The following is a 23,505-nucleotide window of genomic DNA, read 5'->3' on the forward strand; positions in this document are numbered from 1 at the left end:
CGCCGAACGGTTCGATGGGCGAAACGGTTCGGCCTCTCTTCGACGCTACGCGAGCCGGTCGGCCCCGACGCGGCTGGGGGCGGCGTAGGGGATGGTTGGACACGACCGGGTCCGACGCGGACGCGGCACGGCACAGCATCGCGGGCTAGGCTGCCTCGGGCGGGTGTGATCACCCCGATTGCGAACCGGGACCAGAAGTCGAGACCGGATGGTCCGTCTGTCGGCGCCGCCAACGGGGCAGGGGAGTGGGAGTTTTGATGAGCGAGGACGACCGGCTGATCGCTGGCCGTTACCGCCTTCACGAACGGGTCGGCAGTGGCGGCATGGGCGTGGTCTGGCGGGCCAATGACGAGCGCCTGCACCGGCCGGTCGCGGTCAAACGTCTGTTGCTTCCTGCCTATCTCAGCGGCAGCCAGGCGGAGGAGGCGAAGCTCCGCGCGATGCGGGAGAGTCGCATCGCCGCGCGTATCCAACATCCGCACGTCATCGCCATCTACGACGTCGTCGAGGACGACGGCCATCCCTGCTTGGTGATGGAGTACCTCCCCTCCAAGAGTCTGTCCGAGACTCTCGTCGAACGCGGCACCCTCGACCCCTACGAGGTCGCCCGCATCGGCATCCAGGCCGCGTCGGCGTTGGCGTCCGCGCACGCCGCCGGCGTGGTCCACCGCGACATCAAGCCGGGCAACGTCCTGCTCGGCGACAACGGCACGGTGAAGATCGCCGACTTCGGCATCGCCCGCGCGGTGGGGGATGTCACCGTGACCGCGACCGGACTCATCTCCGGCACGCCCGCCTACCTCGCGCCCGAGGTCGCGAAGGGCCAGGACGCGACGTTCGCCTCCGACGTCTTCTCACTCGGTTCGACGCTGTACGCAGCGGTCGAGGGAATTCCACCGTTCGGGCGTGGCGACAACCCCATCGCGCTGCTGTACCAGGTCGCGTCCGGCCAGGTCACACCTCCGCGGCAGGCCGGCCCGATCACCGACGTCCTGCTGCGGCTCCTGCAGGTCAACCCGCGCCGGCGGCCGGCGGCGACGGAGGTGGGGCGTGACCTCGCCCTCATCGTGAGCGCGCGGTCGGTGCAGCGGGACATGCTGTTCGGGCGTACGTCGATGACGCTTCGCTACGACGAGGCCCCCTCCCGGTCCGGCATCAGGCTGTACGGCGAGTCGCCGGCCCCGTCCACGTCTGGTGGCGCGGCGGCGGCCGGTGGCGCGGCAGCCGGTGGCGCGGCAGCCGGTGGCGCCGCGGCCGGTGGCGCCGCGGCCGGTGGCGGGGCAGCCGGTTCGACGGCCCCCGAGGAGGCCGGTGCCGGGTCCGCGTCGACTCCCGGTGCGAGCACCCCGGCTGGTGCCGCTGCCGATGCGGCCGCCGCGCCGGAGGACGCCAGCGCCCCGGCCGAGGACGCGGTCCCTGAGGACGCGGACGCGCAGGGCACGGGCTCTGGTGCCGTCGCCGACGAGGCGGCGGGGTCCAGCGCCGCGACCGAGAAGTTCTCGACGCCTGAGCCTTCGGGGCCCTCCGAGCCTTTCGAACCCACCGCCCGCTTCGCACTTCCGCGTGAGGCGGCCGGCACCGCGGACGCGCCGGTCCACACCGACCAACCTGCCGAGGAGGAGGTCGAGCCGGGGACCGACCGCGGACCCGGCGCGGGTGCGCACTGGTCCGACTCCACTCCGCAGGCCTACTCGTTGTTGGGATCCTTCGACCGTTCCGACGCGGCGGGCGGTGTCCCCGGCGGGACGGCCGGACGTGACGTCGGACGTGACATCGGCGGTGGCGGCCGGGCCAGTGGCGTCGGCGGCATCGGGGGTGTTCCCGGTGACGGCGCCATCCTGACGACGGGACCCGGCGGACGTGGCTCGGGTGCCGGCGGCGGTCGGAACGGCCGCCGGATGGGTGTCCTGCTCGTCATCGGTGTCGTGGTGGCCGTTGTCGCACTCGCGGGCGCGGCGTTCGCGGTGTTCGACCGGTTCGACCAGCGAAACCAGGCGGGCGGCGATCCCGGCACCACGGTGACCCCGCCGCCGGCGACGAACACCGGCACACCCCGCCAGGACCCCACCAGGGAGCAGACGAACCCCGCACCTGACCCGACGACGCCGGAGACCACGCCGTCGTACACGCCGACTCCCACCCACACTCCGACGAAGACTCCCACGCACACCCCGCCCCCGCCGCCGGCCACCAACCGCCCGCAGGCGGTCGCGAACTACTACGCCGTGTTGCCGGGCAACCTCAACGACGGCTGGTCGCGGCTCTCCGCGCGCTACCAGCAGAAGAGCGGCGGGTTCGACGGCTACCGGCGCTTCTGGGCCCAGATGAGTGACGCCCGGGCCACGGAGGTGACGGTCAGCGGCAACGAGGTACGCGCCCGGATCTCCTACACGTTCAAGAACGGTGGAACGAGCAGGGAGCGCCGGCGCTTCACACTGGTCGAGCACAACGGACGCTGGCTCATCGACACGTCCTCCGTGATCAGCTAGGGCGGGTTCGGAGCCGGCTCTGCCTGGGCAGTCCGGCCCTGCTGGTGTGTTCCGCGCCGTTCGTGCACCGTGGCGGGCTACCCTGCTCGCCATGCGAGCGCTGTGTCCGATGTGTGCGGGTTCCACCCAGGTGGCCGCCGAGGTGTGCGCGATCTCCTACTCGGAGGAGCGCATCGGGAGCGGGATCGCGCGGGAGGACTGCCGCACCTGCGCGGGCGACGGGTGGCTGGACGGTGTCCTCTCCCTGGTCTGAGGCCCGGTGGTCTGCCTGGCCTGATGGGCGGTCCTGCGCGACGATGAAGGTCGGAGGGTCGCGGCATCGGGGAGGTGGGACATGGTGAGCAACGAGCCGGAAGCGGAGGTACGCGCAGAACTCCGGCAGGTCGAGGAGGAACTCGCCGAACTGCGGCCGCAGGCCGCCCAGCTGCGCGAGCAGATCGGCGAGCGCTGGGACGCCCCCGCGGACCCGGCCGACGTCGCCACCGAGCTCACCGCGGTGGAGGAGCAGGACGCGATCATCGCCTCGCTGGAGGCGCGGCGCGAGGAACTCCTCGAGCGGCTCGGTCAGCGCGGCCAGAGCGGCGACCCGGGCGGGACCTGAGCGTCAGCGCCGGCGGCCGCGACCCGCGCAGGCGACGCACGTCGTGGTGGACGGTCGTGCGGTCAGCCGTTCCATGGGGATGGCACGGCCGCACGATTCGCACCGGCCGAACGTTCCGTCGGCCAGCCGGTCCAGGGCGTGATCGAGTTCGGCCAGCTGATCCCGCGCCTGCCGCAGCAGCGTGGCGACCTGAGACCGCTCGAACGCGATCGTCGAGCCCTCCGGGTCGTGTTCGTCGTCGGTCGCGGTCGAGCGTGCGGCGTCGACGATGTCGTCGAACGCGCGGCTCAGATCGGCGATCTGGTCGGCCGTTCGTTCCCTCCGGCTCTCCACCAGCTCGCGGACGGCCGCACGTTCGGCCGCGGACAGCGCGGCGGTCGACTCGTCCATACCGGGTCAACGACCCTCCGGCGACGCGGCATTCCTGGGTGCCCGCACGTCCAGATGCCGGGCCCGGGACGAACCCGTCGCCGCACCTCTCTTTTCCAGGTCGGAACGCCGGTCAGCCGCGCACGAGCAGGTCCGTGACGCGGTAGGCGCCCGCGAAGATTGTCAACACAGGGTTGACGGCGCCGTTGGTGACGTGGATCGAGCCGTCGGCGATGCGGAGGTTGTCGTGGCCCCAGACCCGCCCCAGCGGATCGACGACGGAGGTACGCGGGTCCGCACCCATCCGGCAGGTGCCGGCCTGGTGCTGACCCCCGCTCGGACCGCGTCCGACCCCGCCGGTCGGCGCCGTCCGCACCGCGCCGCTGGCGGTGAGCCACTCCGCCGCCCGGCGTTGCAGCATCGCCGCGGTCGGGCGGTCGACGTCGAGGACAGCGCCGGAGAGTCGCGCGACCGGGACGCCGTACACGTCCCGGACCCGCGTGTCGACGGTGACCCGCGACTCCGGGTTCGGGGTCTCCTGCATCGGCCCCATCACCACGGTGGTGCGCTGGTACAGGTCGCGCATGCCCTCCTTGCTGGCCAGGCCGTACGCCGGGACGATGCCGGCGTTGGTGAGCAGGGCGTACGTCGCGAGCGGCATCGGCACGAAGTCGTTGGCCAGCATCCCGCCGCCGACCAGGCCCTCGTTGCCGTGCCGGAAGTCGTGGGTCGAGATGGTCGGTCCCGGCCCGAACGAGGCCTGGACCACGTCGTCGAAGATGCCGAGGGCCCCCGCGTAGACGTGGCCCTGGAGGTTGCGGCCTACCTGGTCGTGGTCGTTGCCGAGACCGTGCGGCTCCCGGTCGGAGGCGCTGTTGAGCAGCAGCCGCGCCGTCTCAATCGCGCCCGCCGCGAGGATCACCTGGTCGGCGGTGACGGTGCGGCGGCGAACCTCGCCGGCGTCGACGGTCGCGAGGGCCACTCCACGGACCCGGCCGCCGTCGTCGGTGACGACGCGTTCGGCGAGCGTGCCGGTGAGCAGGTCACACCGGCCGGTGGCGAGCGCGCGTGGCAGGACGGTGTTGTGGCTGCCGTTCTTGGCGTCGGCGGGGCAACCGAAACCGACGCACTGGCCGCAGTGGACGCACGCCGGCCGTCCGCCGTAGGGCCTGGAGTTGACCAGCAGCGGGACATGGCCGGTCGACCAACCGAGCTTGCGCGCACCGGCGGCGAGCTTCGCACCGGACAGGTTGCCCGCCAGGGGTGGTAGCGGCAGACCTCGGGTGCGAGGCCCGGCACCGGCGAACCCGGCGGGATCCCCGGACACCCCGAGTTCCCATTCGGCGCGGTCGTAGTAGGGCTCGAGGTCGGCGTAGGAGATCGGCCAGTCGGCGAGCGAGCTTCCCTCGGGTACGCCGTAGGTGCTCGCCATGGCGAAGTCCTCCGGCACGAACCGCCACGCCTGACCGCCGTAGACGCGGGTGCCGCCGCCCACGGTCATCGCGTTGTTGCTCCATCGACCGTCCGTCGGCTCGATGACGTCGTCGGCACCGTCGACCGCCCACACCCGTGGGTGGCCGGTCGCGGGCGGACCGGCGCTCTGGCCGTAGCCGAACAGCGCGCGGTGGCTGCGCAGGTGGTCACCGCGCAGGTCCTCGACGCCGAGCAGGTCACCGCGCTCGACCGCGAGGACGCGGTAGCCCGCCTCGGCGAGCAGGCAGGTGGCCACGCCACCACCGGCGCCGACTCCGACGACGATCGCGTCGTAGTGGGCGCTCACGTCACCGAACGCCGTCAAGGGAAGGTTGGCAGGGGAGTGGGAGGGCCAGGCCGTGTCCGGCTGTTCGGGCCGGTAGCCGACCATCTGCCAGGAGATGCCGCCGAGGTTCCCGCCGTTGGCCGGGTCGGCGTAGAAGCCCTGCGTGGTGAGCGAGACCACCAGCCGGACGAACTCCGCCGCTCGCCCCTTCGGCCAGGCGGCGGCCGGACTGTCGGCTCGCAGGTCCGCGATGATCAGGTCGGCCCGGTCGGCGCGGAGCGCGGCGAAGGACCCGACCCCGAACCGGATCCGGGCCTCCTCGTCGAGCAGGGCGAGGTCGGAGCCGAGGAGGTCGACGGCGTGCCGGAGTTCGGTACGCAGGATGCGCCGCAGGAAGTCGCCCACACCCGCCTGCCAGCCGGAGGGGAACTCATCGGCTGGGATCAGCCGGTCGACCAGGGCCCGCAGGGTCGGCTGGGCGAGCAACCGGGCGAGCGCCGCGTCGTTCTCGGCCGGCGAGCTGGGATCGTTCCCAGCCGGTCCGCCCGGACCGTGCCCGGGCGGAGCGCTGTGCTGGTGACCGAACGCATTGCGGGAACCCTCGCCTGACGGCATTCGTCCTCCGGTCGCGGTGATGATGCTCACATCTTCGTGCCCGCGAGGCTATCGCCAGCGCCGCGGGCCGATGATCGCGGGCGCGAGCGACGTGCACGGCCGGACGACCGGTTCCGGCGTCCGGTGGGCACCCGTGCCGTCAGATCCGGCCGACGATCTTCCCGCCGTCGAGGAACTGCTCGAACTCTCCCCAGGGAGCGCTGCGGTCCTGGGTCATGATCACCTCGCGGGAGTACTGCGCGAGGTAGACGCGGCGCAACCTGTCGGCGAGGTTGGGTCCGCTGCGGTGCATGACGACGCTGGAGAAGACCGCGATCGACCCCGCCGGCACCACGACCGGCAGGCCGGGATCCGATCCGAAGTAGCACACCTTGTCGTTGACCCGCGGGTCCGGGATGTGCTTGACGTAGGAGCGCACGCCCGAGCGGGAGTACGGCAGCAGGTAGACCGAGCCGTTCTCCTCGGTGACGTCGTCCAGCGGGATCCAGCAGGTGAGGTAGGGCTCGTGGTCCTCGTGCACGTAACCGGAGTCCTGGTGCCAGGCGAAGGCGGTGTCGGGGTCGGCGGCCTTGATGACGTACTGCTCCCAGAACAGATAGGCGTCCTCGCCCAGTGTCGCCCGGCAGATCTCCCGCATCGTCTCGCTGAACAGGAACCTCTTCAGCTCCGGCCGGTCGCGGTAGATCATGTGGCTGAAGTACCGCTTGCCGCGGGCGTTGATGCCGATGCGGTCGACCCCGGCCTCCTCCATGGCCGCGTCGAGCTTGTCCATGGAGTACTGCGCGCCGCCTCGCAGCAGCTCCAACTGCTCCTCCGTCAGCGCGCGTTCGAGGATGAAGTAGCCCTCCTTCTCGTACTGCTCGCGCATCTCCTGGGTGACCAGGCCGGTGCTGGTCTCAGGACTCGAGGTCATGGCGGGTCGCCTCCCAGCGGTCGATGTGCCACCGACGCTAGGGCGCGGGCCAGGTCGGCGGAATGGCCGCGCTGACCGGAGCATGTACGTTCTGGCGGATGTACGTTCTGGCGGATGGACTCGGGTACTCGCATCGCCGTCTCCCAGGCACCGCTCACCCGCCTCGGTCAGCTCGTTCTCGCTGGTGAGGTGGTGGATGACGAGCCGACGATGCCGTCTCCACTTCGGGTCATGGACGCGTACGTCCTGTCGGTGGTGGTCGAGGGACATGGCCGGTACCGGCACGCGGACGGCCGGGAGGAGCTGATCAGCCCGGGCGCGCACACGGTCGTCCCACCGGGCCGGCCGCACTGGTACGGCACCGCGGCCGGGCAACGGTGGACCGAGGTCTTCGCGGTCTTCACTGGTCCGCTGTTCGACACCCTCGCGGACTCCGGGGTGCTGGGCGAGGACGGTCCGCGCTACCCGCGGCCCGCTCCCTCGATGGCGGCACTGCGGACGCTGCTGCGGCCGGCGCCACGGTCCCGGCTGGCCGCCGAACACCAGTTGGTGGCGCTGGCCGACTGGCTCCTCGACGTGGCGGGGCCGGACGACGCCGCCGGGCCGAGCCCCGCGATCGCCGCGGCGCTGGACCGGCTGGCCGACGACCTCACCGCACGCACCGACATGCGCACGGTGGCGGGCGAGGTCGGACTGCCGTACGACACGTTCCGGCGACGTTTCACCGCGGAGGTCGGCCAGCCGCCCCTCGCGTTCCGCAACGGGCGGCGCCTGCAGGCGGCGGCGACGTTGTTGCGGATGACCGACATGACGATCCGCGAGATCGCGCGGACCCTCGGGTACGCCGACGAGTTCCATCTCTCCCGGCGCTTCCGTGCGCACTTCGGCCTTCCGCCGAGCGACTTCCGGCGCTCCTGACGCGCGTCGGTCCTGACGTGCGTCGGTCCTGAGGTGCGGCGTCTGCCCTGACGCGCGGTGGCCGTGACGCGGCGGTCCCGCCTACCCAGCCTGGTCGAGGAGGAGCGCGGCGACCTCCCGGGCCTGCCGGGCGGGTCGGGCCGGTACGCCGGTGGCGTGCGCGATGGTGGCGCCTTCCTGCAGGACCATCAGGGCGCTCGCGACCCGCGCCGGACGGCGCAGCCCGGCCGCCTTCACCAGGCTGGTGAGGTAGCCGAGCAGCCACTCCTTCTGTTCGCGGATCACCGCCCGGCCGGGATGCTCCGGCGCGGGGAGTTCCGCGAGGGCGTTGACGAACCCGCAACCGCGCGGGTTCTGCTCCGCCATCCACGCGTCGAGCCCGTCGAAGACCGTGAGGATCCGGTCGCGCGGACTCGACCCGTGCGTGTCGACGTACGACGTGAGCCAGGCCCGCCAGCGCTCGTCGCGGGCGCGCAGACAGAGCGCCACGAGCGCGTCCTTCGAGCCGAACCGGTCGTACAGCGTCTTCTTCGTCACCCCGGCGGCCGCCGCGATCGCGTCCACGCCGACCGCGTGGATGCCCTCCGCGTAGAACAGGTCGCAGGCCGCCGCGAGGACCCGCTGGCCGGCCGGAGTGAGAGTCGACGCGACACCCGCGGCGGCGACGTCACCCGCAGATCCGGCTGCGGTGGCTCCCACGGTCGTGGTCATGCCCTCACTCCTTCGGGCGCGATCGTCCGGCGCCTCCGGTCGGTGGTTCGTTCAGCGGGACCGGTCACGTGGGCTGGGCCACCCCGGCTCCCCTCCTCGACTATACCGACCGGTGAGTTGACATGGCGCGGCAAGGCGAGAGAGGGTCGGGGCTATACCGATCGGTATAGCCCGAAGCGGCACTCCACCAGACCAGGAGAACCCGGAACAGGAAGGGGAGTCAGGATGCGTGCTGTAGTTCTCACCGGTTTCGGAGGACCGGAGCGGCTGACATACCGGACCGACGTACCCGACCCGGTGCCGGGCCCGGGGGAGGTCCGGGTGCGGGTCGCGGCGACCGCCCTGAACAACACCGACATCTGGACCCGGGAGGGCCGGTACGGCACGGTGGGCGACCCGGAGGCGACCGCCGGCTGGCGGCGGGAGGCCCTCGAGTTCCCGCGCATCCAGGGTGCTGACGTGGTGGGGCGGATCGACCAGGCGGGCGAGGGGGTGCCGGAGGACCGCGTGGGCGAACGCGTGATCCTCGACCCGATGCTCTACGTCGGCGACGAGCGCGCGCTGGTGACCACCGCCTACCTCGGCAGCGAGCGCGACGGCGGTTTCGCTGAATACGTCTCGATTCCGGCGTCCAACGCGCACCGGGTCGACGGTCCGCTCACCGACGCCGAGCTCGCGACGTTCCCGACGGCCTACTCCACGGCCCTGCGGATGCTGAAACGGGCGCGGGTCCGGGCCGGCGAGACCGTCCTCGTCACCGGCGCGTCCGGTGGCGTGGGGTCCGCCCTGGTCCAGCTGGCCGGCCTGCGTGGTGCGCGGGTGGTCGCGCTGGTCGGCGCCGGCAAGACGGAGCTGGCCGCGGCCCTCGGCGCGGACGCGACCGTACGCCGGGACGTGCCCGACCTGGTGGCCGCGGTCCGGGAGGCCGCCGGGGACGCGGAGATCGACGTGGTCGCCGACGTGGTGGCGGGTCCCGCGTTCGGTGACCTGCTCGCCGTACTCCGCCCGCTCGGCCGGTACGTCGTCGCGGGCGCGATCGCCGGCGCCGTCGTGCCGGCCGACCTGCGTACGGTCTACCTGCGGCAGCTGGAGCTGATCGGTTCGTCCTTCGGCACCCACGAGGACTTCGCCGAGGTGGTGGAGTACGCCGCCTCGGCCCGGCTCCGTCCGCTGCTCGCGGCCACCTACCCGCTCGCGGAGTTGGGCGCGGCGCAGCGCGCGTTCGTGGCCAAGGACTTCTTCGGCAAGCTGGTGGTCCAACCATGACGTACCTCGAGCGGTCGATCGTCGTCGATGGGGTCCGCCTCGCCTACACGGACCGGGGGCAGGGGGAGCCGGTCGTGTTCGTGCACGGCACGCCGTCGCACTCCTACCTGTGGCGCGAGGTGCTCCCCGCCGTTCGGGCGGCTGGACACCGGGTGCTGGCCTACGACCTGCTCGGCTACGGAGCCTCCGAACGCCCGCTGGATCGGGACACCTCGGTGGAGGCGCAGGCCGACCTCCTCGACCGGTTCCTCACGGCGCTGGGCCTGGACGCGGTCAACCTGGTGGCACACGACATCGGCGGCGCCGTCGGGCAGATCCTCGCCGTCGACCGGCCTGCCCGGGTGCGGCGCCTGATCCTCCTCGACACCGTGAGCTACGACTCCTGGCCGTCGGCGACGTGGCGTGACGTCGTCGACGAGTACCTCGACGACGTCCACGTCGGGGCGCAGGAGTTCGAACGAATGCTCACCGGACAGCTGGAACAGGCGGTCCACGATCCGCGCCGGATGAGCGGTGACGTGCTCGCGGCGTACCTCGGTGCGTGTCGAGGTCGACTCGGGCGGGCGTCCTTCTTCGAGCACCAGGTACGCCACTACGACGCGGCACCGACGATGCGGGTGGCTCCTCGCCTGCACGAACTCCGGATACCGGTCCGCGTCGTCTGGGGCGCGGCCGACCGGTGGCAACCCGTCGGATACGCCGAGCGGCTCGCGGGCGACATCCCGGGGGCGGACCTCGTCGTGGTCCCCGACGCCGGGCACTTTCTGCCCGAGGACGCACCTTCGGCGGTCGCCGAACAGGTCCGTGAGCTGCTCGCCGTCGACGTCTCACCACCGCAGGGATGACGGGACGCGGGAAGCGCTACTACCGGGACGTGGAAGGCGCCGCTACCGGGGCGCGGGGATCGGTTCCGGCCGCTCGGCGCCGCCTCCGTGGATGCGACCCTTGGAGTCGGCAAGCCGGTTGCCCGTGCCGCCCCATCGCAGCGCGGTGATCTCGGCGGCGATCGAGACGGCCGTCTCCTCCGGCGTACGGGCGCCGATGTCCAGGCCGATCGGCGACGACAGCCGGCCCAGCTCCACCTCGCCGACCCCGTTGGCCCGCAGGTCGGCGAGCCGGCGTTCGTGGGTTCGCCGGCTGCCCATCGCCCCGACGTAGGCGGCCGGCGCCCGGAGGGCGACCTCCAGCAGGGGCACGTCGAACTTCGGGTCGTGGGTGAGGACGCACATCACCGTGCGCTGATCGACCCGGCCCGCGGCGACCTCGCCCTCGAGATAACGGTGTGGCCAGTCGGTCACCACCTCGTCGGCGTCGGGGAACCTGCGGGTGGTCGCGAAGATCGGCCGGGCGTCGCACACGGTCACGTGGTAGCCGAGGAACTTCCCGATCCGGGCGACGGCCGCGGCGAAGTCGGTGGCACCGAACACCAGCATCCGGGGCGGCGGCGCGAACGACTGGACCAGAACGCCCACCTCGTCCATCCGGCGTTCGCCGTCCGGGCCGTAGCGTCGTACGCCGGTCAGACCCTGGTCGAGCATTCCCCGGGCGTCGTCGACGACGGCCGCCTCCAGTCCTTCCGATCCGAGCGACCCGCTCACGGTGTCCGACCAGATCACGAGCCGCCGACCGATGTGGCCCGGAGCGTTCCCGACGCTGGCGACGGTGGCGACCGCGACCGGCCGCCCCTCGCGCACCGCGGCCGCGATCGAGGCGAGTTCGGGGAACGCGCTGGGATCGATCGGTTCGACCAGAACGTCGAGGACGCCACCGCAGGTCAGCCCGACCGCGAAGGCGTCGTCGTCGCTCACGCCGTACCGCTGCCAGACCGGCTCGCCGGACTCGATCACCTCCTGCGCGAGCTCGTACACCGCCCCTTCGACGCAGCCGCCGGAGACGCTGCCGGCGACCTCGCCGCCGGCGGAGACCGCCATCGCCGCGCCGGGCTGGCGGGGCGCGCTGCGCCAGGTGTCGACGACCGTCGCGAGGGCGAACCGGTCGCCTGCGGCGTACCACGGCAGGATCTCGGGAAACAGGTCCCGCATCCGCACCACCGTTCCATTGATCGTGGTGCCTGCTCACGTCGAGCAGGTACTTCTATTGGACACCCTCGCCACCGCTGGCCAGGCTGAAGTGCGCGGCGCTGGGCTGCCGCCGGCCAGACGATCTCATGACGGCGATCAGGAGAGCACGATGACAGGTGGCACGCTGGAGTCCCGTCCGTTCGGTTCGACCGGTTTGTCGGTGACCAGGCTCGGTTTCGGCGCGATGGAGATCCGCGGCGAACGGATCTGGAACGGCCGTCCGGTGCGCGACGAGCAGGCCTCGGACATCCTCACCGCCGTCCTCGACACCGGGATCACCTTCGTCGACACCGCGGGCGACTACGGCCGCAGCGAGGCCTACATCGGTCAGTTCGTCGCCGACCGTCGCGAAGAGTACGTACTCGCCACGAAGTGTGGCTGCTCGATGGTGCCGGCCGGCGACCACGACGAGACCCCGCACTCCTGGGACCGCGACCACCTGCTGCGGAACATCGACGACAGTCTGGCCAAGCTCGCGACAGACCACGTGGACCTGCTGCAACTGCACAATCCGTCCGTCGAACTGGCCGAGGAGCACAAGCTGGTCGACACGCTGCGGGAGATCCAGTCGAGCGGCAAGACGAGGTTCATCGGCGCCTCGGCCACCTCGCCGCACCTCGCGACCTATGTCGAGTGGGGCGTCTTCGACGCGTTCCAGATCCCCTACTCCGCGCTCGAACGCCGGCACGAGAACCTCATCACCCGCGCCCACGAGGCCGGGGCCGGGACGATCGTGCGGGGCGGCGTGGCGCGCGGCGAGCCCGGCGCCGGCCTCGGTGCCACCGACCGGTGGGCGACCTGGGAGCGGGCCGGCCTCGACGACCTGCTCGGCGAGGGTGAGAGCCGCACCCAGTGGCTGCTTCGGTTCACCCTCAGCCACCCCGGAGTCGACACGGTGATCGTCGGTACCCTGAACCCCGCGCACCTGGCCGAGAACGTCAAGGCCGCGCGCGCGGGTGCGCTCCCCGCCGACGTGTACGCCGAAGCAAAGCGCCGGCTCGACGCGGCCGGCGAGAGCCCCGAAGGGTGAGACCAGCATGACCGAGGAGACACTTCCCACGACCCGACGCCGGCTCGGTGCGAACGGTCCCGAGGTGAGCGCGGTCGGCTTCGGCTGCTGGGCCATCGGCGGCCCGCACACCCGTGACGGCGAGCCGATCGGCTGGGGCGAGGTCGACGACGACGAGTCGGTCGCCGCCATCCACGCGGCCCTCGACGAGGGCGTGACGTTCTTCGACACCGCCGACGTCTACGGCTGCGGACACAGCGAACGCGTCCTGGCTCGGGCCCTGCGCGGTCGCCGGGACGGCGTCGTGGTCGCCACGAAGTTCGGCTTCACCTACGACGAGGAGCGCCGCGAGTCCCCGGGCACCGACGGCTCTCCGGAGTACGTCCGCACCGCCTGCGAGGCGAGCCTGCGGCGCCTGGAGACCGACACCATCGACCTGCTGCAGTTCCACCTCGGCGGGCACGACCTCACCGCGGCAGAGGACGTCCTCGCCGCCTTGGAGGACCTGGTCACCGAAGGCAAGATCCGCTCGTTCGGCTGGAGCACCGACGACCCGACCAGGGCGGCGCTGTTCGCGCGCAGCCCCCACTGCGCCGCGATCCAGCAGAGCTTCAACGTGTTGTCCGGCAACACCGAGACGCTCGCCGTCTGCGAGGCCAACGGTCTCGCCAGCATCGTCCGGGGCCCGCTCGGCATGGGCCTGCTGTCGGGCAAGATGGACCGCTCGACGAAGTTCGGCAGCGACGACGTACGCCACGGTTGGGACTTCGACGGCGCGGAGGCGAAGAAGCTCGCGGCGGTCGACCAGGTGCGTGACATTCTCGCCGCGAACGGCCGCACCCTCGCCCAGGGCGCACTGTGCTGGCTGCTCGCGAGGAGCCCGGCGTTCGTGCCGATCCCGGGAGTCCGTACGGTCGCGCAGGCCCGGGAGAACTTCGCGGCGCTGCGGCACGGGCCGCTGAGCGCGGCGGAGATGGCGCAGGTCGACGAGGCGCTCGCCGTCCTGCCCGCCTAGGGCCGGCGCGTCAGACGATCGGCGGGCGGCCGAGCCGGGTCATCGTCCACACGGTGCGCCAGCGGATCGGCCGCCTCGGCCCGCAGGGCGAGCGGCAGCCCTCCACGAACCCGCCGATCCACGCCCGCAGGCCCGCGACCGGAGGCCTGCGGACCAGCGTGACCAGTACCCAGACACCGACGTAGATCGGCACCAGGACGGCGGGCAGGTGACGGCGCGCCAACCAGACCCGGTTCCGCGCGTTCATGCGGTAGTAGAGCGGATGGCGGTCCGGTGAGGTACGCGGATGCTGGAGCAGGATGTCCGGCCGATAGTCGATCCGCCAACCGGCGTCCAGGGCCCGCCAGGCGACGTCGGTCTCCTCGTGCGCCCAGAAGAAGACGTCCGGCCAGTCGCCGGTCTGGTCGGCGACGGTCATCCGCACCGCGTTGCCGCCGCCGAGGAACGTCGTGACGCGGGACGCGCGCAACGGGTTGCGCGCGCTCAACCGGGGCACGTGCCGGCGCTGCGTGACACCGCTCTCGTCGGCGATCCGGAAGCTGATGATGCCAAGGGCCGGGTCGGCCAGAAATGCGCTGCGGACCTTGTCCGCCGTGTCTGGATCCGGGAGCAGGCCGTCGTCGTCGAGATACATCACCACGTCGATGTCGCCGTGCGTACGAAGCCGTGCCAACCCGACGTTGCGCCCGGCGGGCAAGCCGACGTTGGCAGGGAGTTCGATACCCTCGACGCCGGGCGGAAGAATGGACAGCCGCGCGCCCTGACCCACGACCACGATCCGAGAGGGCGGCGTCGTCTGGGTGGCGAGGGATTCCAGCAGGGCCGCGAGTTCGCGTGGACGCGTTCCCATGGTGACCACGACGGCAGCGAGTCGCACCCCGCCGACCACGGTCGGGCGGGGAGGCGTCTGCACGGGAGACAGCCGCACCTTCGAACCCCCACGGAGCTGTCGTCATGCGCGATGGCGACGATGACTTCCTCTGCGTCGGATCGTAACTAATTGCGGCTGCGAAGTAGCCTGTTGCGCTAATCGGTAATCGAACCGCGCAGGGATCGGGGAGAGTCTTTTCACCCACAGATGATTCTTTGAGTCCGGGCAGGATTCTCGGCGATATCGACCCGGAGAGCTGCTTTGCTTATTGGCTTGCACCGGGATAAAAGCGTTTTGCCAAATCGACGGTGAGTTCATGTCCCGCGGGGAGGGTGGTATGGCGACATCGATGATCTCGAACGGCAGTGGCTGGCGGACTGGCTGGGCACGCCGCGAGAACGCTCGTCGCAAGCGGGCGCACGATGCCGCCACGTCGGTCTGGGCGCGCACCGACGCCGAGCTTCGGGGGATGGTCGCCGCGGCGCGAGCCGCTCGGCCGGTCAGTGCGGAGCAGGTTCCCTGGCTCATCCTGCGACGGGGCGAGTCGGTGCTCTGGCACTCACCCGGTGTCCGGCTGGTGACCCGGCACGACCATCCGGAGCGGCCCGCCCTGCGCCCGCCGGGGTTCGCGGACTTCACGCTGTCCCAGCTCACCGGAGCCTTCGTCGACCATCCGCCCAGCCAGTTCCCGGTGCTCGACTCCGGTCCGCTCGCGATCACCACCATGCGGGTCGCTTTCGGTGGTGCCCGGCCACGCGACTGGATCCACGTCCGGGTCCTGGGGGTCGCGCACGACCCCAGACGTACGCTCACCTGGCTGGAGGACGCGAGTGGCAGCGACCTGACCGGACTGGTCCTCGACCCGTACGCCGTGGCCGGGTTCCGCTTCGCTCTCACGCTGGCCCTCGCGGACGCGGGTGGACGGCGGCAGTCCTTCGCTGAGCACCTGGAGCGTCTGCTCGCCGCCCACCAGCGAACGCGTCCGGGCCCCCCACCTGACGCGGACCCCGAGGAAGCGCCCACGCCCGCGCGGGTGCTGCTCGCCGGGTTGCGGAAGCTGTGCCTCGGGCCCGCCGGTGCCTCGGTGGCCCGGCGTACCGTCCAGTGCGCGACCGTCGTGGCGGCGACGCTGATGCTCGCCACGATGGCGCTCGCCGACCCGCGCCCCTCGGCGCAGCTCTCCGCGGCGGAGAGTGCGGGGGAGCGCGCGGTGGTGCCTCCCGGAAGCACTCCGCCCGGCGTCGTCGACGCGTCCCCAGCCGCGGGCACCGCGCCGGTGAACGGACCGGAGGGGACCGTTCGGCCCAAGCCGACCTCCGTACCGACGACCGCCGCACCTGCGCACACGCCGGTGCCCGCGCGGTCCGGGGGTGCCCGGGTGTCGGAGCCGAGTGGGCAGCCGACCGTACCGGTGCCCGGCCAGGAGGGCCTCATGACGGCCGGCGTCGGGACGCGGTGTGGCGCGCCGGTCAACCCGTACGGCTACCACTACTGCGCCTCCGGACTTCCGGTCGGGGATCCCGCGCCGGGAGTGTGTGGCTACTTCCGGTGCGCGCCGGGCTTCTGGAGCGACACCGGCTTCATGGTCCAGTGCCGGGACGACTCGGTGAGCATGGCGGGTGGCCGGCCCGACGCGTGCGCCCTCCATCGTGGGGTGCTCCGCGTCGTCCGCGGCGCCCCCTGACGCCACAATGGCGGTCGTGGACAACAGGGCATGGGACGAGAGGTACGCCGCCGCCGAGCTGATGTGGGGCACCGAACCCAACCGCTGGTTCGCGGCCGAGACCCGCGACCTGCCGGCCGGTCGGGCACTGGACCTCGCCGCGGGTGAGGGACGTAACGCGATCTGGCTCGCGGGGCGCGGCTGGCGGGTGACCGCCGTCGACTTCTCCTCGGTCGCGCTGGAGCGGGGGCGTCGGCTGGCCGCCGCGGAACCGGACCCGACCCTGTCCGAACGGATCACCTGGCTGGCGGTCGACGTGCTGACGTACCGGCCGCCCGCCGCGGCGTTCTCCCTGGTGAGCCTGGTCTATCTCCAGCTTCCCGCCGATGAGCGTCGGCAGGTCATGCGGTTCGCGGCGGAGGCGGTCGCGCCCGGTGGGGTCCTGCTCGTGATCGGGCACGACACGAGCAACCTAGCCGAGGGAGTGGGCGGTCCGCGGGATGCGGGGGTGCTATTCACGCCGGAGGACATCCTCGCCGACGTGAGCCATGCCGACGTGAGCGAAGGCGATCTGAGCGGAACTGTCGGACGAACCGGCGCCGAGGGAACGAACGCGGGCGCCGGGTCGGTCACCGGTTGGCGGGTCGAGCGCGCCGAGCGGGTGCTTCGACCGGTGTTGACCTCGGACGGGACGACTCGTGACGCCATCGACGCGTTGGTACGGCTCAGGCGGGACGACCGGACCTGACGCCGAGCGCCGGTGAGGACCGGGCCGGCGGTGTGAGTTCGGGGTCGGCGCTGTGAACCGGGTCGGCGCTGTGATCCGCACCGAGAAAGAAGTCGCCTCGCTGAACAGGCCTGACCTGTTCAGCGAGGCGTTGTCGGCTTCAGCCGCTCTTGCGCCGGAAGGAACGCCGACCGGTGGTGGGGGCAAGACCGTCCTGGATCTTCTGGGACGCCTTGCCGGACCCCGTGGCCAACTGCTCCTTGTGCTGGTGACGCTTGCGATCGAGGCTCTCGCGGAACTTACGACGTACGTCGTCGTCCGACTCCTCGACTTCCGCTGTCTCCGGCTCCGGCGCTTCGGCGGCCTTCGGGCTGTCCGGATCTTCACTGACCATGAACACAGCTTCGCATGTCGCCCGGTCGAGGCGCGAGTGGATAGGTCGTTCGGTCACGTGGTGTCACACGGCGAGCCAATCGGGTGTCCGCCGGCGACCGCTCCGGCTAGGGTCGCGGCGTGGGCATCAGGGTGTCGCGGGAGATCGCCGCGCCGGCGCGACGGGTTTGGGAGTTGTTGGCCGACTGGGAACGCCAGGGCGAGTGGATGCCCGTGACGACGGTTCGTGCGCTGCCGGGTCAGCGGGAGGGCGTCGGTACGCGGATCGAGGCCGTGACCGGGCTCGGGCCGGCGCGTGTCGTCGACCCGATGGAGGTCATCAGCTGGGAGCCACCCCGGCGGTGCGTGACGCGGCATCTCGGGCACATGGTCCGGGGTACGGCTTCCTTCGAGGTCGAGCCGCTCGGTCCGGACCGCTGCCGCTTCGTCTGGACCGAGGACCTGGACCCGGGCAGGAGCGCGGCTCTGCGCACCGCGTACGGCGTCCTCGGTCAGGCGGTGACGCCGTTCTTCTCCCTCGCACTGTGGCGGCTCGGCCGGATCGCCGAACGCTGACCAGCCGCCCTGCCCCCTTCCCGTGGTCACCGTCGTGATCACGGGCTGTGGGGTGCGGGCCGGGCGGAGCGAGGCGTACGCGGCTCGGATCGGGGCGAAGGCACCGCCCCGGCTCCCACCTGGCACTCGGCCTCCGCGATCGCCTGGGCCGCGTTGACCAGGCCGAGGTGGCTGAAGGTGTGCGGGAAGTTGCCGAGCAGTTCGCGGCTGACCGGATCCACCTCCTCGGCGAACAGCCCGACGTCGTTGGCGTGTCGGGCGGCGCGTTCGAAGACGTAGCGCGCCCGGTCGGGTCGGCCGGCCATCGCCAGCGCCTGCGCGAGCCAGAACGTGCAGGGCAGGAAGGTGCCCTCCGCGCCGGGCAGCCCGTCAACCCCGGCTTGCGCGCGGTACCGGTAGACCAACCCGTGCTCGTCGGTGAGCTCGTTCTCGATGACGTCGATGGTCGAGAGGACGCGCGGGTCGTCGGCCGGCAGGAAGCCGAGGATCGGAATCATCAGCACGGACGCGTCGAGTTCGGTCGATCCGAACGCCTGCGTGAACGCGCCCACCTCGGCGTTCCACCCCTGTCGCAGGACCGCCTGGGCGATCTCGTCACGCACCTGCCGCCACCATTCGACCCGCACGCCCGCGCCGAGCAGGTCGGCGAGCGCGATCGCCCGATCCAGCGCTACCCAGCACATCACCTTGCTGTACACGAAGTGGCGCGCCTCGCCCCGGGTCTCCCAGATGCCGTGGTCGCTGTCCCGCCATCGTTCGGCGGCGCAGTCGGCACAGGTGAGCAGGAACCGCCGCGTCGGGTCGTCGAGGTCACCGAACTGGTCGGACATCCGGCAAGCCGCCTCGAGAAGGTCGCCGTACACGTCGATCTGCACCTGGTTGCACGCGTCGTTCCCGACCCGCACGGGTCGGCTCTCCCGCCAACCCTCCAGGTGGTCGAGCGGCCGCTCGGTCAGGTCGTGTTCGCCACCGATGCCGAACACGATCCGCAGGACGCGGTCCCGGCCCAGCGAGGGCGCGGCCGTGGCCAGGAAGCCGAAGAAGTCGCAGGCCTCCTCCGGGCAGGCCGCCACCCGCAGGGCGCCCATGGCGAGGCTCGCGGCGCGTACCCAGGTGTGGCGGTAGTCCCAGTTGCGTTCCCCGCCGGTCCGCTCCGGCAGAGAGGTCGTGGCGGCGGCGATCAGTGCCCCACTCGGCTGGTAGGACAGTGCCTGCAGGACGCGGCCACTGTGGAGGACGAGTTCACGGAACGGACCCTGGTAGGTCTGGTGGGGTTCACTCCACGAACGCCAGCCCGCGACCGTTCCCGCCAGCTGGTCGTCAAGTTCGGCTTGCGTCCACGTCCGGGCCGGCGGCCTGGCGGGGGTCGACCAGTGCAGGGCGAAGGACGCGACCGCACCGGCTTCGAGCACCGGACAGGCGTACGCGCCCCCGGCCTCCGGCGTCAGTGGGATCGGGCTGGTGAGGACGAGGGAGTCGGCGCCGCCACGGGAGGCGAGGCCACCGTCCACGGGGCAGAGGATCGGCGTGACGAGGCCGTACTCCGGTCGCGGGTCGAAGGTGATCTCCATCGGGACGATGCCCTCGGTGCAGGCCAGCCGGCGGATCAACAGGTGCGGCGACCCGATCCCGAGCTGGTGGCCGGTGCTGTCCCGACCTACGGCGAGCGCGTCGGTGAGGACCGCCGTGCCGGTGGCCGTGCGGAACGTCGTCTCCAGCACCATCGTGCCCTCGACGTAGCGGCGGGCGGCTTCGAAGATCCCGACCGGAGTGATCGTCCAGTGTCCGGCGCCCTGGCCGAGCAACCGTGCGAAGGTGGCCGGGCTGTCGAAGCGTGGGAAACACAGCCAGTCGACCGATCCGTACCGGCTCACCAGCGCGGCGCAGTGGCGGTCGGAGACGAGTGCGTAGTCGGCGATCGCGGTGGTCATCGGTGAGACCCCCCTACAGATCAGTCTCGCTCCTTCTGGAGGAGGCCGACCCCGCCATCGATCGAATGCCCGGGATGTCCCCAACGCACACCACCTGTCCCGGCCGGCGGACGCGCCGAATCCGTTCGGCGGGGGCTGCCGCACGGCACTCAGGTTTCGCTTGGAAGATAGAGGGGCGACGACGCGACCAGGCGCCGCGTGAACTCCGAGGCCGGAACGAACGTGGAGAACGGTGTGAACACCAGGGACGAGGGGCGCGCCGGACGGTTGGCCGATCTGGACGAAGGTGATGATCGGGACGGTCTGGACGCCGAGGAGGATCTCGACGACGACCTCGAGGAGGACGACGACTTCGACGACGTCACCTCGCCCCGTGGGTTCCCCGGAGCCCAGGGGCCCTATCCGCGGCTGCTGCCCTGGCTCTACCTGATCGGCGGCGGACTCGGCCTGCTCGCGGCGTTCGTGCTGACGGTCGAGAAGTTCGAACTGTTGATCGACCCGTCGTACGTGCCGAGCTGCAACCTCAACCCGATCATCTCCTGCGGTTCGGTGATGAACACCGACCAGGCGGCGGCGTTCGGGTTCCCCAACCCACTCCTCGGCATCGCAGGGTTCGGGATCGTGATCTCACTCGGTGCGGGTCTGCTCGCCGGCGCGACCTACAAACGGTGGTTCTGGCTCGGGCTCCAGGTCGGCACCCTCTTCGGCGTCGGCTTCGTCCACTGGCTCATCTTCTCCAGCCTCTACCGCATCGGCGCCCTGTGCCCCTACTGCATGGTCGTGTGGTGCGTGACGATCCCGATCTTCCTCTACACCACGCTGCACAACCTTGAACGCGGCATCATCCCGCTTCCCGCCGCGGGACGCCGGGTGGTCGCGGTGCTGTCCCGTTACAGCGCGACGATCCTCACGGCGTGGCTGATGCTGATCCTGGTGCTCATCCTGGACCGCTTCTGGTCCTACTGGAGCACACTGCTGTGACCACCGCCTGGCTGACCACGGGTCCGACATTGGCCGACTACGACGTTCGGCGTACCGAGGTTTCCTCCGGCCGGCGGACGTCGGAGGGTCGTGCGCGAGGGATCATGGTCATATGAACGCCGAACCGCCCATCCGCGCTTCCGACACTGAGCGCGACGAGATAGCCAAGCGGATCCAGGCCGCGACGGCCGAGGGCCGGCTGACTCTGGAGGAGGCCGACGAGCGTCTCACCGGGGTGTTCGCGAGCAAGTACCAGCACGAGCTCGCCACCTTCGTGGCCGATCTGCCCAGCGAGGAACTCGCGCGCCCTGCCGCACGAGGGGCCGCCCCACGGGATCGGGCGGGGGCGGATGCCGGCGTGGAGCACCGGGCCAACATCGCCGTCGCCATCCATGCCGCCATCGTGGTGGTGATCTCGGTCTTCCTGATCAGCACGTGGGCCCGGGGCGACAGTTCGTTCTTCTGGCCGGCGTTCCCGATGTTCTGGCTGTTCATGAGTCTGCTCGGCAACATGCGTGGCCGGCGTTCACGTCGCACCGGCGGCCCCAACCGTCGCTGACCCGAAAGCGTCGCCGCACCGAAAGCGTCGCCGAACCGAGACATCGCCGCATCGGACCGGCGGTCCACGCCTTCCTTCCCGACATGGGAAACTCGGCGAACTCCACCGTCGGACGTGAGAGAACTCTTTGGTGTGTGAGTGACGTAAGCCTGCGGTCGTCGGTGCCGCAGAATCGTTGAGGTCGCCTCGGTTTCGCATTTTGTGGCCCGGGCAACGATCCTCCGTGGATAGGGGTCCGGGGGATCTTCATGGCGACGATTCAGACACGTACTGAACCGCGGCCGGGGGCGCCGAGAAGGCGCAACCTCGGGACGGTGATCGTACGATGGATCACGTCCACGGACCACAAGGTGATCGGTCACCTCTACCTCATCACGTCGTTCGTGTTCTTCCTCGGCGCCGGAATCCTCGCGATGGTGATTCGGGCCGAACTCGCTCAGCCCGGCCAGCAGGTCTTCCGTGGGGACGCCGGGGCCGAGGTCTACAACCAGTTCTTCACCATCCACGGCACGGTGATGCTGTTGTTGTTCGCGACGCCCCTGTTCATCGGTTTCGCGAACGTCATCATGCCGTTGCAGATCGGCTCGCCCGATGTCGCGTTCCCGCGGATGAACATCCTGAGCTACTGGATGTTCCTGCTCGGTGGCCTCATCGTGTGGGGGTCGTTCCTCACCCCGTACGGCGCGGCCGACTTCGGCTGGACCGGTTACTCCCCCCTGACCGGGCCCACGTACTCACCGAACATCGGCGGCGACATGTGGGTGATGGGCCTCTACCTCTCCGGTCTGGGCACCATCCTCAGCGGCGTCAACTTCATCACCACGATCTTCTGCCTGCGGGCACCCGGAATGACGATGTTCCGGATGCCGATCTTCACCTGGAACATCCTGCTCACCAGCGTGCTGGTCATCATGGCGTTCCCGGTGCTCGCGGGCGCGTTGCTGATGCTGGAGGCGGACCGGAGGTTCGGCGCGCACGTGTTCGACGCCGCGTCGTACGGGCCGGTCCTGTGGCAGCATCTGTTCTGGTTCTTCGGGCATCCCGAGGTCTACATCATCGCGTTGCCGTTCTTCGGCATCATCACCGAGGTCATCCCGGTCTTCAGTCGCAAGCCGGTGTTCGGCTACATCGGGATGGTGGCGGCGACGCTCGGAATCACGATGTTGTCGATGGCGGTGTGGGCCCACCACATGTTCGCCACCGGCAGCGTCAACCTGCCGTTCTTCTCGTTGATGTCCTTCTTCATCGCCATCCCGACCGGCATCAAGTTCTTCAACTGGATCGGGACGATGTGGGGCGGCTCCCTGACGTTCGAGACCCCCATGCTGTGGGCGGTCGGCTTCCTCGTGACGTTCCTCTTCGGCGGGCTGACCGGGGTGATCCTCGCCTCACCGCCGCTGGACTTCCAGGTCACCGACACCTACTTCGTGGTGGCCCACTTCCACTACGTCGTGTTCGGCACGGTCGTCTTCGCGATGTTCGCGGGCTTCTACTTCTGGTGGCCGAAGATGACCGGCCGAATGCTGAACGAACGGCTGGGCAAGCTGCACTTCTGGACGCTGTTCGTCGGCTTCCACACGACGTTCCTGGTCCAGCACTGGTTGGGCGTGGAGGGGATGCCGCGCCGGGTCGTCAACTACCTACCGGCGGACGGCTTCACCACGCTCAACACCGTGTCCTCGATCGGTGCCTTCCTGCTCGGGATGTCGACGTTGCCCTTCATCCTCAACGTCATCCAGTCGCGGAAGAACCCGAAGGTCGAGGTGGACGACCCCTGGGGCTGGGGTCGCGCACTGGAGTGGGCGACGTCCTGCCCACCGCCACGACACAACTTCACCTCCATGCCCCCGATCCGGTCCGACAGTCCGGCATTCGACCTGCATCACCCCGAGATCTCGAGACTCGAGCTCGAGGAGTACACCCCCGCAAAAACACCCGAGGAGTTCGACGGGACGAAGTAGCCGGCGTACGCGCCCTTGTCGGGGGGCGAAGGCCGCAGGCGCACGGCGTTTCGATCGGGCGATGTGATCACGTCCGCGTGATCTGTCATTCCGATGACCTGCGAAGGAGGAGGGGCGG

At 70.8% G+C, this 23,505-nt stretch carries 22 protein-coding genes; 14 read left to right on the plus strand and 8 right to left on the minus strand.

Translation table 11 applies throughout. The features are described 5' to 3' along the window. Positions 1 to 257 precede the first annotated feature (257 nt). The 3 genes from HEB94_RS52465 to HEB94_RS16945 all read left to right on the plus strand — a co-directional run bounded on the left by HEB94_RS52465 (position 258) and on the right by HEB94_RS16945 (position 3,090). Positions 258 to 2,489: a serine/threonine-protein kinase gene (locus HEB94_RS52465; protein WP_202896390.1), complete on the plus strand. Its 2,232-nt coding sequence runs from the start codon at positions 258 to 260 to the stop codon at positions 2,487 to 2,489. Positions 2,490 to 2,580: 91 nt separating this feature from the next. After that, positions 2,581 to 2,742: a hypothetical protein gene (locus tag HEB94_RS16940; protein ID WP_192750793.1), complete on the plus strand. Its 162-nt coding sequence runs from the start codon at positions 2,581 to 2,583 to the stop codon at positions 2,740 to 2,742. A gap of 81 nt (positions 2,743 to 2,823) precedes the next feature. After that, the gene (locus HEB94_RS16945) at positions 2,824 to 3,090 is read left to right on the plus strand and encodes a hypothetical protein (RefSeq protein WP_192750794.1); all 267 of its coding nucleotides are present in this window, start codon (positions 2,824 to 2,826) and stop codon (positions 3,088 to 3,090) included. Between the two features lie 3 nt (positions 3,091 to 3,093). On the opposite strand, the gene HEB94_RS16950 is transcribed toward HEB94_RS16945, so the two are convergent. From HEB94_RS16950 to HEB94_RS16960, 3 genes are all read right to left on the minus strand, one after another. After that, positions 3,094 to 3,480, minus strand: a complete 387-nt coding sequence (locus tag HEB94_RS16950; RefSeq protein ID WP_192750795.1) for a TraR/DksA family transcriptional regulator — start codon at positions 3,478 to 3,480, stop codon at positions 3,094 to 3,096. Positions 3,481 to 3,592: 112 nt separating this feature from the next. Continuing rightward, positions 3,593 to 5,833: a GMC family oxidoreductase gene (locus tag HEB94_RS16955; RefSeq protein ID WP_192750796.1), complete on the minus strand. Its 2,241-nt coding sequence runs from the start codon at positions 5,831 to 5,833 to the stop codon at positions 3,593 to 3,595. A 139-nt stretch (positions 5,834 to 5,972) separates the two neighbouring features. After that, a complete protein-coding gene (locus HEB94_RS16960) occupies positions 5,973 to 6,746 on the minus strand; it encodes a phytanoyl-CoA dioxygenase family protein (RefSeq protein ID WP_192750797.1) in 774 nt (257 codons plus the stop codon). Between the two features lie 114 nt (positions 6,747 to 6,860). Between HEB94_RS16960 and HEB94_RS16965 the strand changes: the two genes are divergently transcribed. After that, a complete protein-coding gene (locus HEB94_RS16965) occupies positions 6,861 to 7,664 on the plus strand; it encodes a helix-turn-helix domain-containing protein (protein ID WP_192750798.1) in 804 nt (267 codons plus the stop codon). An 81-nt stretch (positions 7,665 to 7,745) separates the two neighbouring features. On the opposite strand, the gene HEB94_RS16970 is transcribed toward HEB94_RS16965, so the two are convergent. Beyond that, positions 7,746 to 8,375 carry a TetR/AcrR family transcriptional regulator gene (locus HEB94_RS16970; RefSeq protein WP_192750799.1) on the minus strand — a complete coding sequence of 210 codons (630 nt, stop codon included), beginning with the start codon at positions 8,373 to 8,375 and terminating at the stop codon, positions 7,746 to 7,748. 225 nt (positions 8,376 to 8,600) lie between these two features. On the opposite strand from HEB94_RS16970, the gene HEB94_RS16975 reads away from it, so the two are divergent. Continuing rightward, positions 8,601 to 9,641 carry an alcohol dehydrogenase family protein gene (locus tag HEB94_RS16975; protein ID WP_192750800.1) on the plus strand — a complete coding sequence of 347 codons (1,041 nt, stop codon included), beginning with the start codon at positions 8,601 to 8,603 and terminating at the stop codon, positions 9,639 to 9,641. Beyond that, positions 9,638 to 10,486: an alpha/beta fold hydrolase gene (locus HEB94_RS16980; RefSeq protein ID WP_192750801.1), complete on the plus strand. Its 849-nt coding sequence runs from the start codon at positions 9,638 to 9,640 to the stop codon at positions 10,484 to 10,486. Before HEB94_RS16975 ends, HEB94_RS16980 begins: the two co-directional genes overlap by 4 nt. A gap of 42 nt (positions 10,487 to 10,528) precedes the next feature. On the opposite strand, the gene HEB94_RS16985 is transcribed toward HEB94_RS16980, so the two are convergent. Then, positions 10,529 to 11,683, minus strand: a complete 1,155-nt coding sequence (locus tag HEB94_RS16985) for an XdhC family protein (protein ID WP_192750802.1) — start codon at positions 11,681 to 11,683, stop codon at positions 10,529 to 10,531. Between the two features lie 148 nt (positions 11,684 to 11,831). Here HEB94_RS16985 and HEB94_RS16990 point away from each other — a divergent pair, with 148 nt between their 5' ends. Together HEB94_RS16990 and HEB94_RS16995 are read left to right on the plus strand one after the other, a co-directional pair. Next, complete coding sequence (locus HEB94_RS16990) at positions 11,832 to 12,752, plus strand: aldo/keto reductase (protein WP_192750803.1); 921 nt, start codon at positions 11,832 to 11,834, stop codon at positions 12,750 to 12,752. A 7-nt stretch (positions 12,753 to 12,759) separates the two neighbouring features. Beyond that, the gene (locus HEB94_RS16995) at positions 12,760 to 13,746 is read left to right on the plus strand and encodes an aldo/keto reductase (protein ID WP_192750804.1); all 987 of its coding nucleotides are present in this window, start codon (positions 12,760 to 12,762) and stop codon (positions 13,744 to 13,746) included. 10 nt (positions 13,747 to 13,756) lie between these two features. Here HEB94_RS16995 and HEB94_RS17000 read toward each other — a convergent pair whose 3' ends face one another. Beyond that, on the minus strand, positions 13,757 to 14,659 hold the full coding sequence (locus tag HEB94_RS17000) for a glycosyltransferase family 2 protein (RefSeq protein WP_337917737.1): 903 nt from the start codon (positions 14,657 to 14,659) through the stop codon (positions 13,757 to 13,759). 295 nt (positions 14,660 to 14,954) lie between these two features. Here HEB94_RS17000 and HEB94_RS17005 point away from each other — a divergent pair, with 295 nt between their 5' ends. Both HEB94_RS17005 and HEB94_RS17010 read left to right on the plus strand, forming a co-directional pair. Beyond that, a complete protein-coding gene (locus HEB94_RS17005; protein ID WP_192750805.1) occupies positions 14,955 to 16,301 on the plus strand; it encodes a hypothetical protein in 1,347 nt (448 codons plus the stop codon). 16 nt (positions 16,302 to 16,317) lie between these two features. After that, positions 16,318 to 17,028: a methyltransferase domain-containing protein gene (locus tag HEB94_RS17010; RefSeq protein ID WP_202896391.1), complete on the plus strand. Its 711-nt coding sequence runs from the start codon at positions 16,318 to 16,320 to the stop codon at positions 17,026 to 17,028. 139 nt (positions 17,029 to 17,167) lie between these two features. Here HEB94_RS17010 and HEB94_RS17015 read toward each other — a convergent pair whose 3' ends face one another. Continuing rightward, the gene (locus HEB94_RS17015) at positions 17,168 to 17,401 is read right to left on the minus strand and encodes a DUF5302 domain-containing protein (protein ID WP_192750807.1); all 234 of its coding nucleotides are present in this window, start codon (positions 17,399 to 17,401) and stop codon (positions 17,168 to 17,170) included. 119 nt (positions 17,402 to 17,520) lie between these two features. Here HEB94_RS17015 and HEB94_RS17020 point away from each other — a divergent pair, with 119 nt between their 5' ends. Then, positions 17,521 to 17,955, plus strand: coding sequence for an SRPBCC family protein (locus tag HEB94_RS17020; RefSeq protein WP_192750808.1), 435 nt, complete (start codon positions 17,521 to 17,523; stop codon positions 17,953 to 17,955). Positions 17,956 to 17,993: 38 nt separating this feature from the next. On the opposite strand, the gene HEB94_RS17025 is transcribed toward HEB94_RS17020, so the two are convergent. Further along, a complete protein-coding gene (locus HEB94_RS17025) occupies positions 17,994 to 19,886 on the minus strand; it encodes a glycoside hydrolase family 15 protein (protein ID WP_192750809.1) in 1,893 nt (630 codons plus the stop codon). 198 nt (positions 19,887 to 20,084) lie between these two features. Here HEB94_RS17025 and HEB94_RS17030 point away from each other — a divergent pair, with 198 nt between their 5' ends. From HEB94_RS17030 to ctaD, 3 genes are all read left to right on the plus strand, one after another. Next, positions 20,085 to 20,867 carry a vitamin K epoxide reductase family protein gene (locus tag HEB94_RS17030; protein ID WP_337917738.1) on the plus strand — a complete coding sequence of 261 codons (783 nt, stop codon included), beginning with the start codon at positions 20,085 to 20,087 and terminating at the stop codon, positions 20,865 to 20,867. Positions 20,868 to 20,979: 112 nt separating this feature from the next. After that, the gene (locus HEB94_RS17035; protein WP_192750810.1) at positions 20,980 to 21,426 is read left to right on the plus strand and encodes a DUF1707 SHOCT-like domain-containing protein; all 447 of its coding nucleotides are present in this window, start codon (positions 20,980 to 20,982) and stop codon (positions 21,424 to 21,426) included. 248 nt (positions 21,427 to 21,674) lie between these two features. Next, entirely contained in the window at positions 21,675 to 23,387 is a 1,713-nt protein-coding gene (gene ctaD / locus HEB94_RS17040) for an aa3-type cytochrome oxidase subunit I (protein WP_192750811.1), read from the plus strand. Positions 23,388 to 23,505: the final 118 nt, after the last annotated feature.

Origin of the sequence: Actinopolymorpha pittospori (assembly GCF_014873875.1) — a bacterium.
Lineage (GTDB): Bacteria > Actinomycetota > Actinomycetes > Propionibacteriales > Actinopolymorphaceae > Actinopolymorpha > Actinopolymorpha pittospori.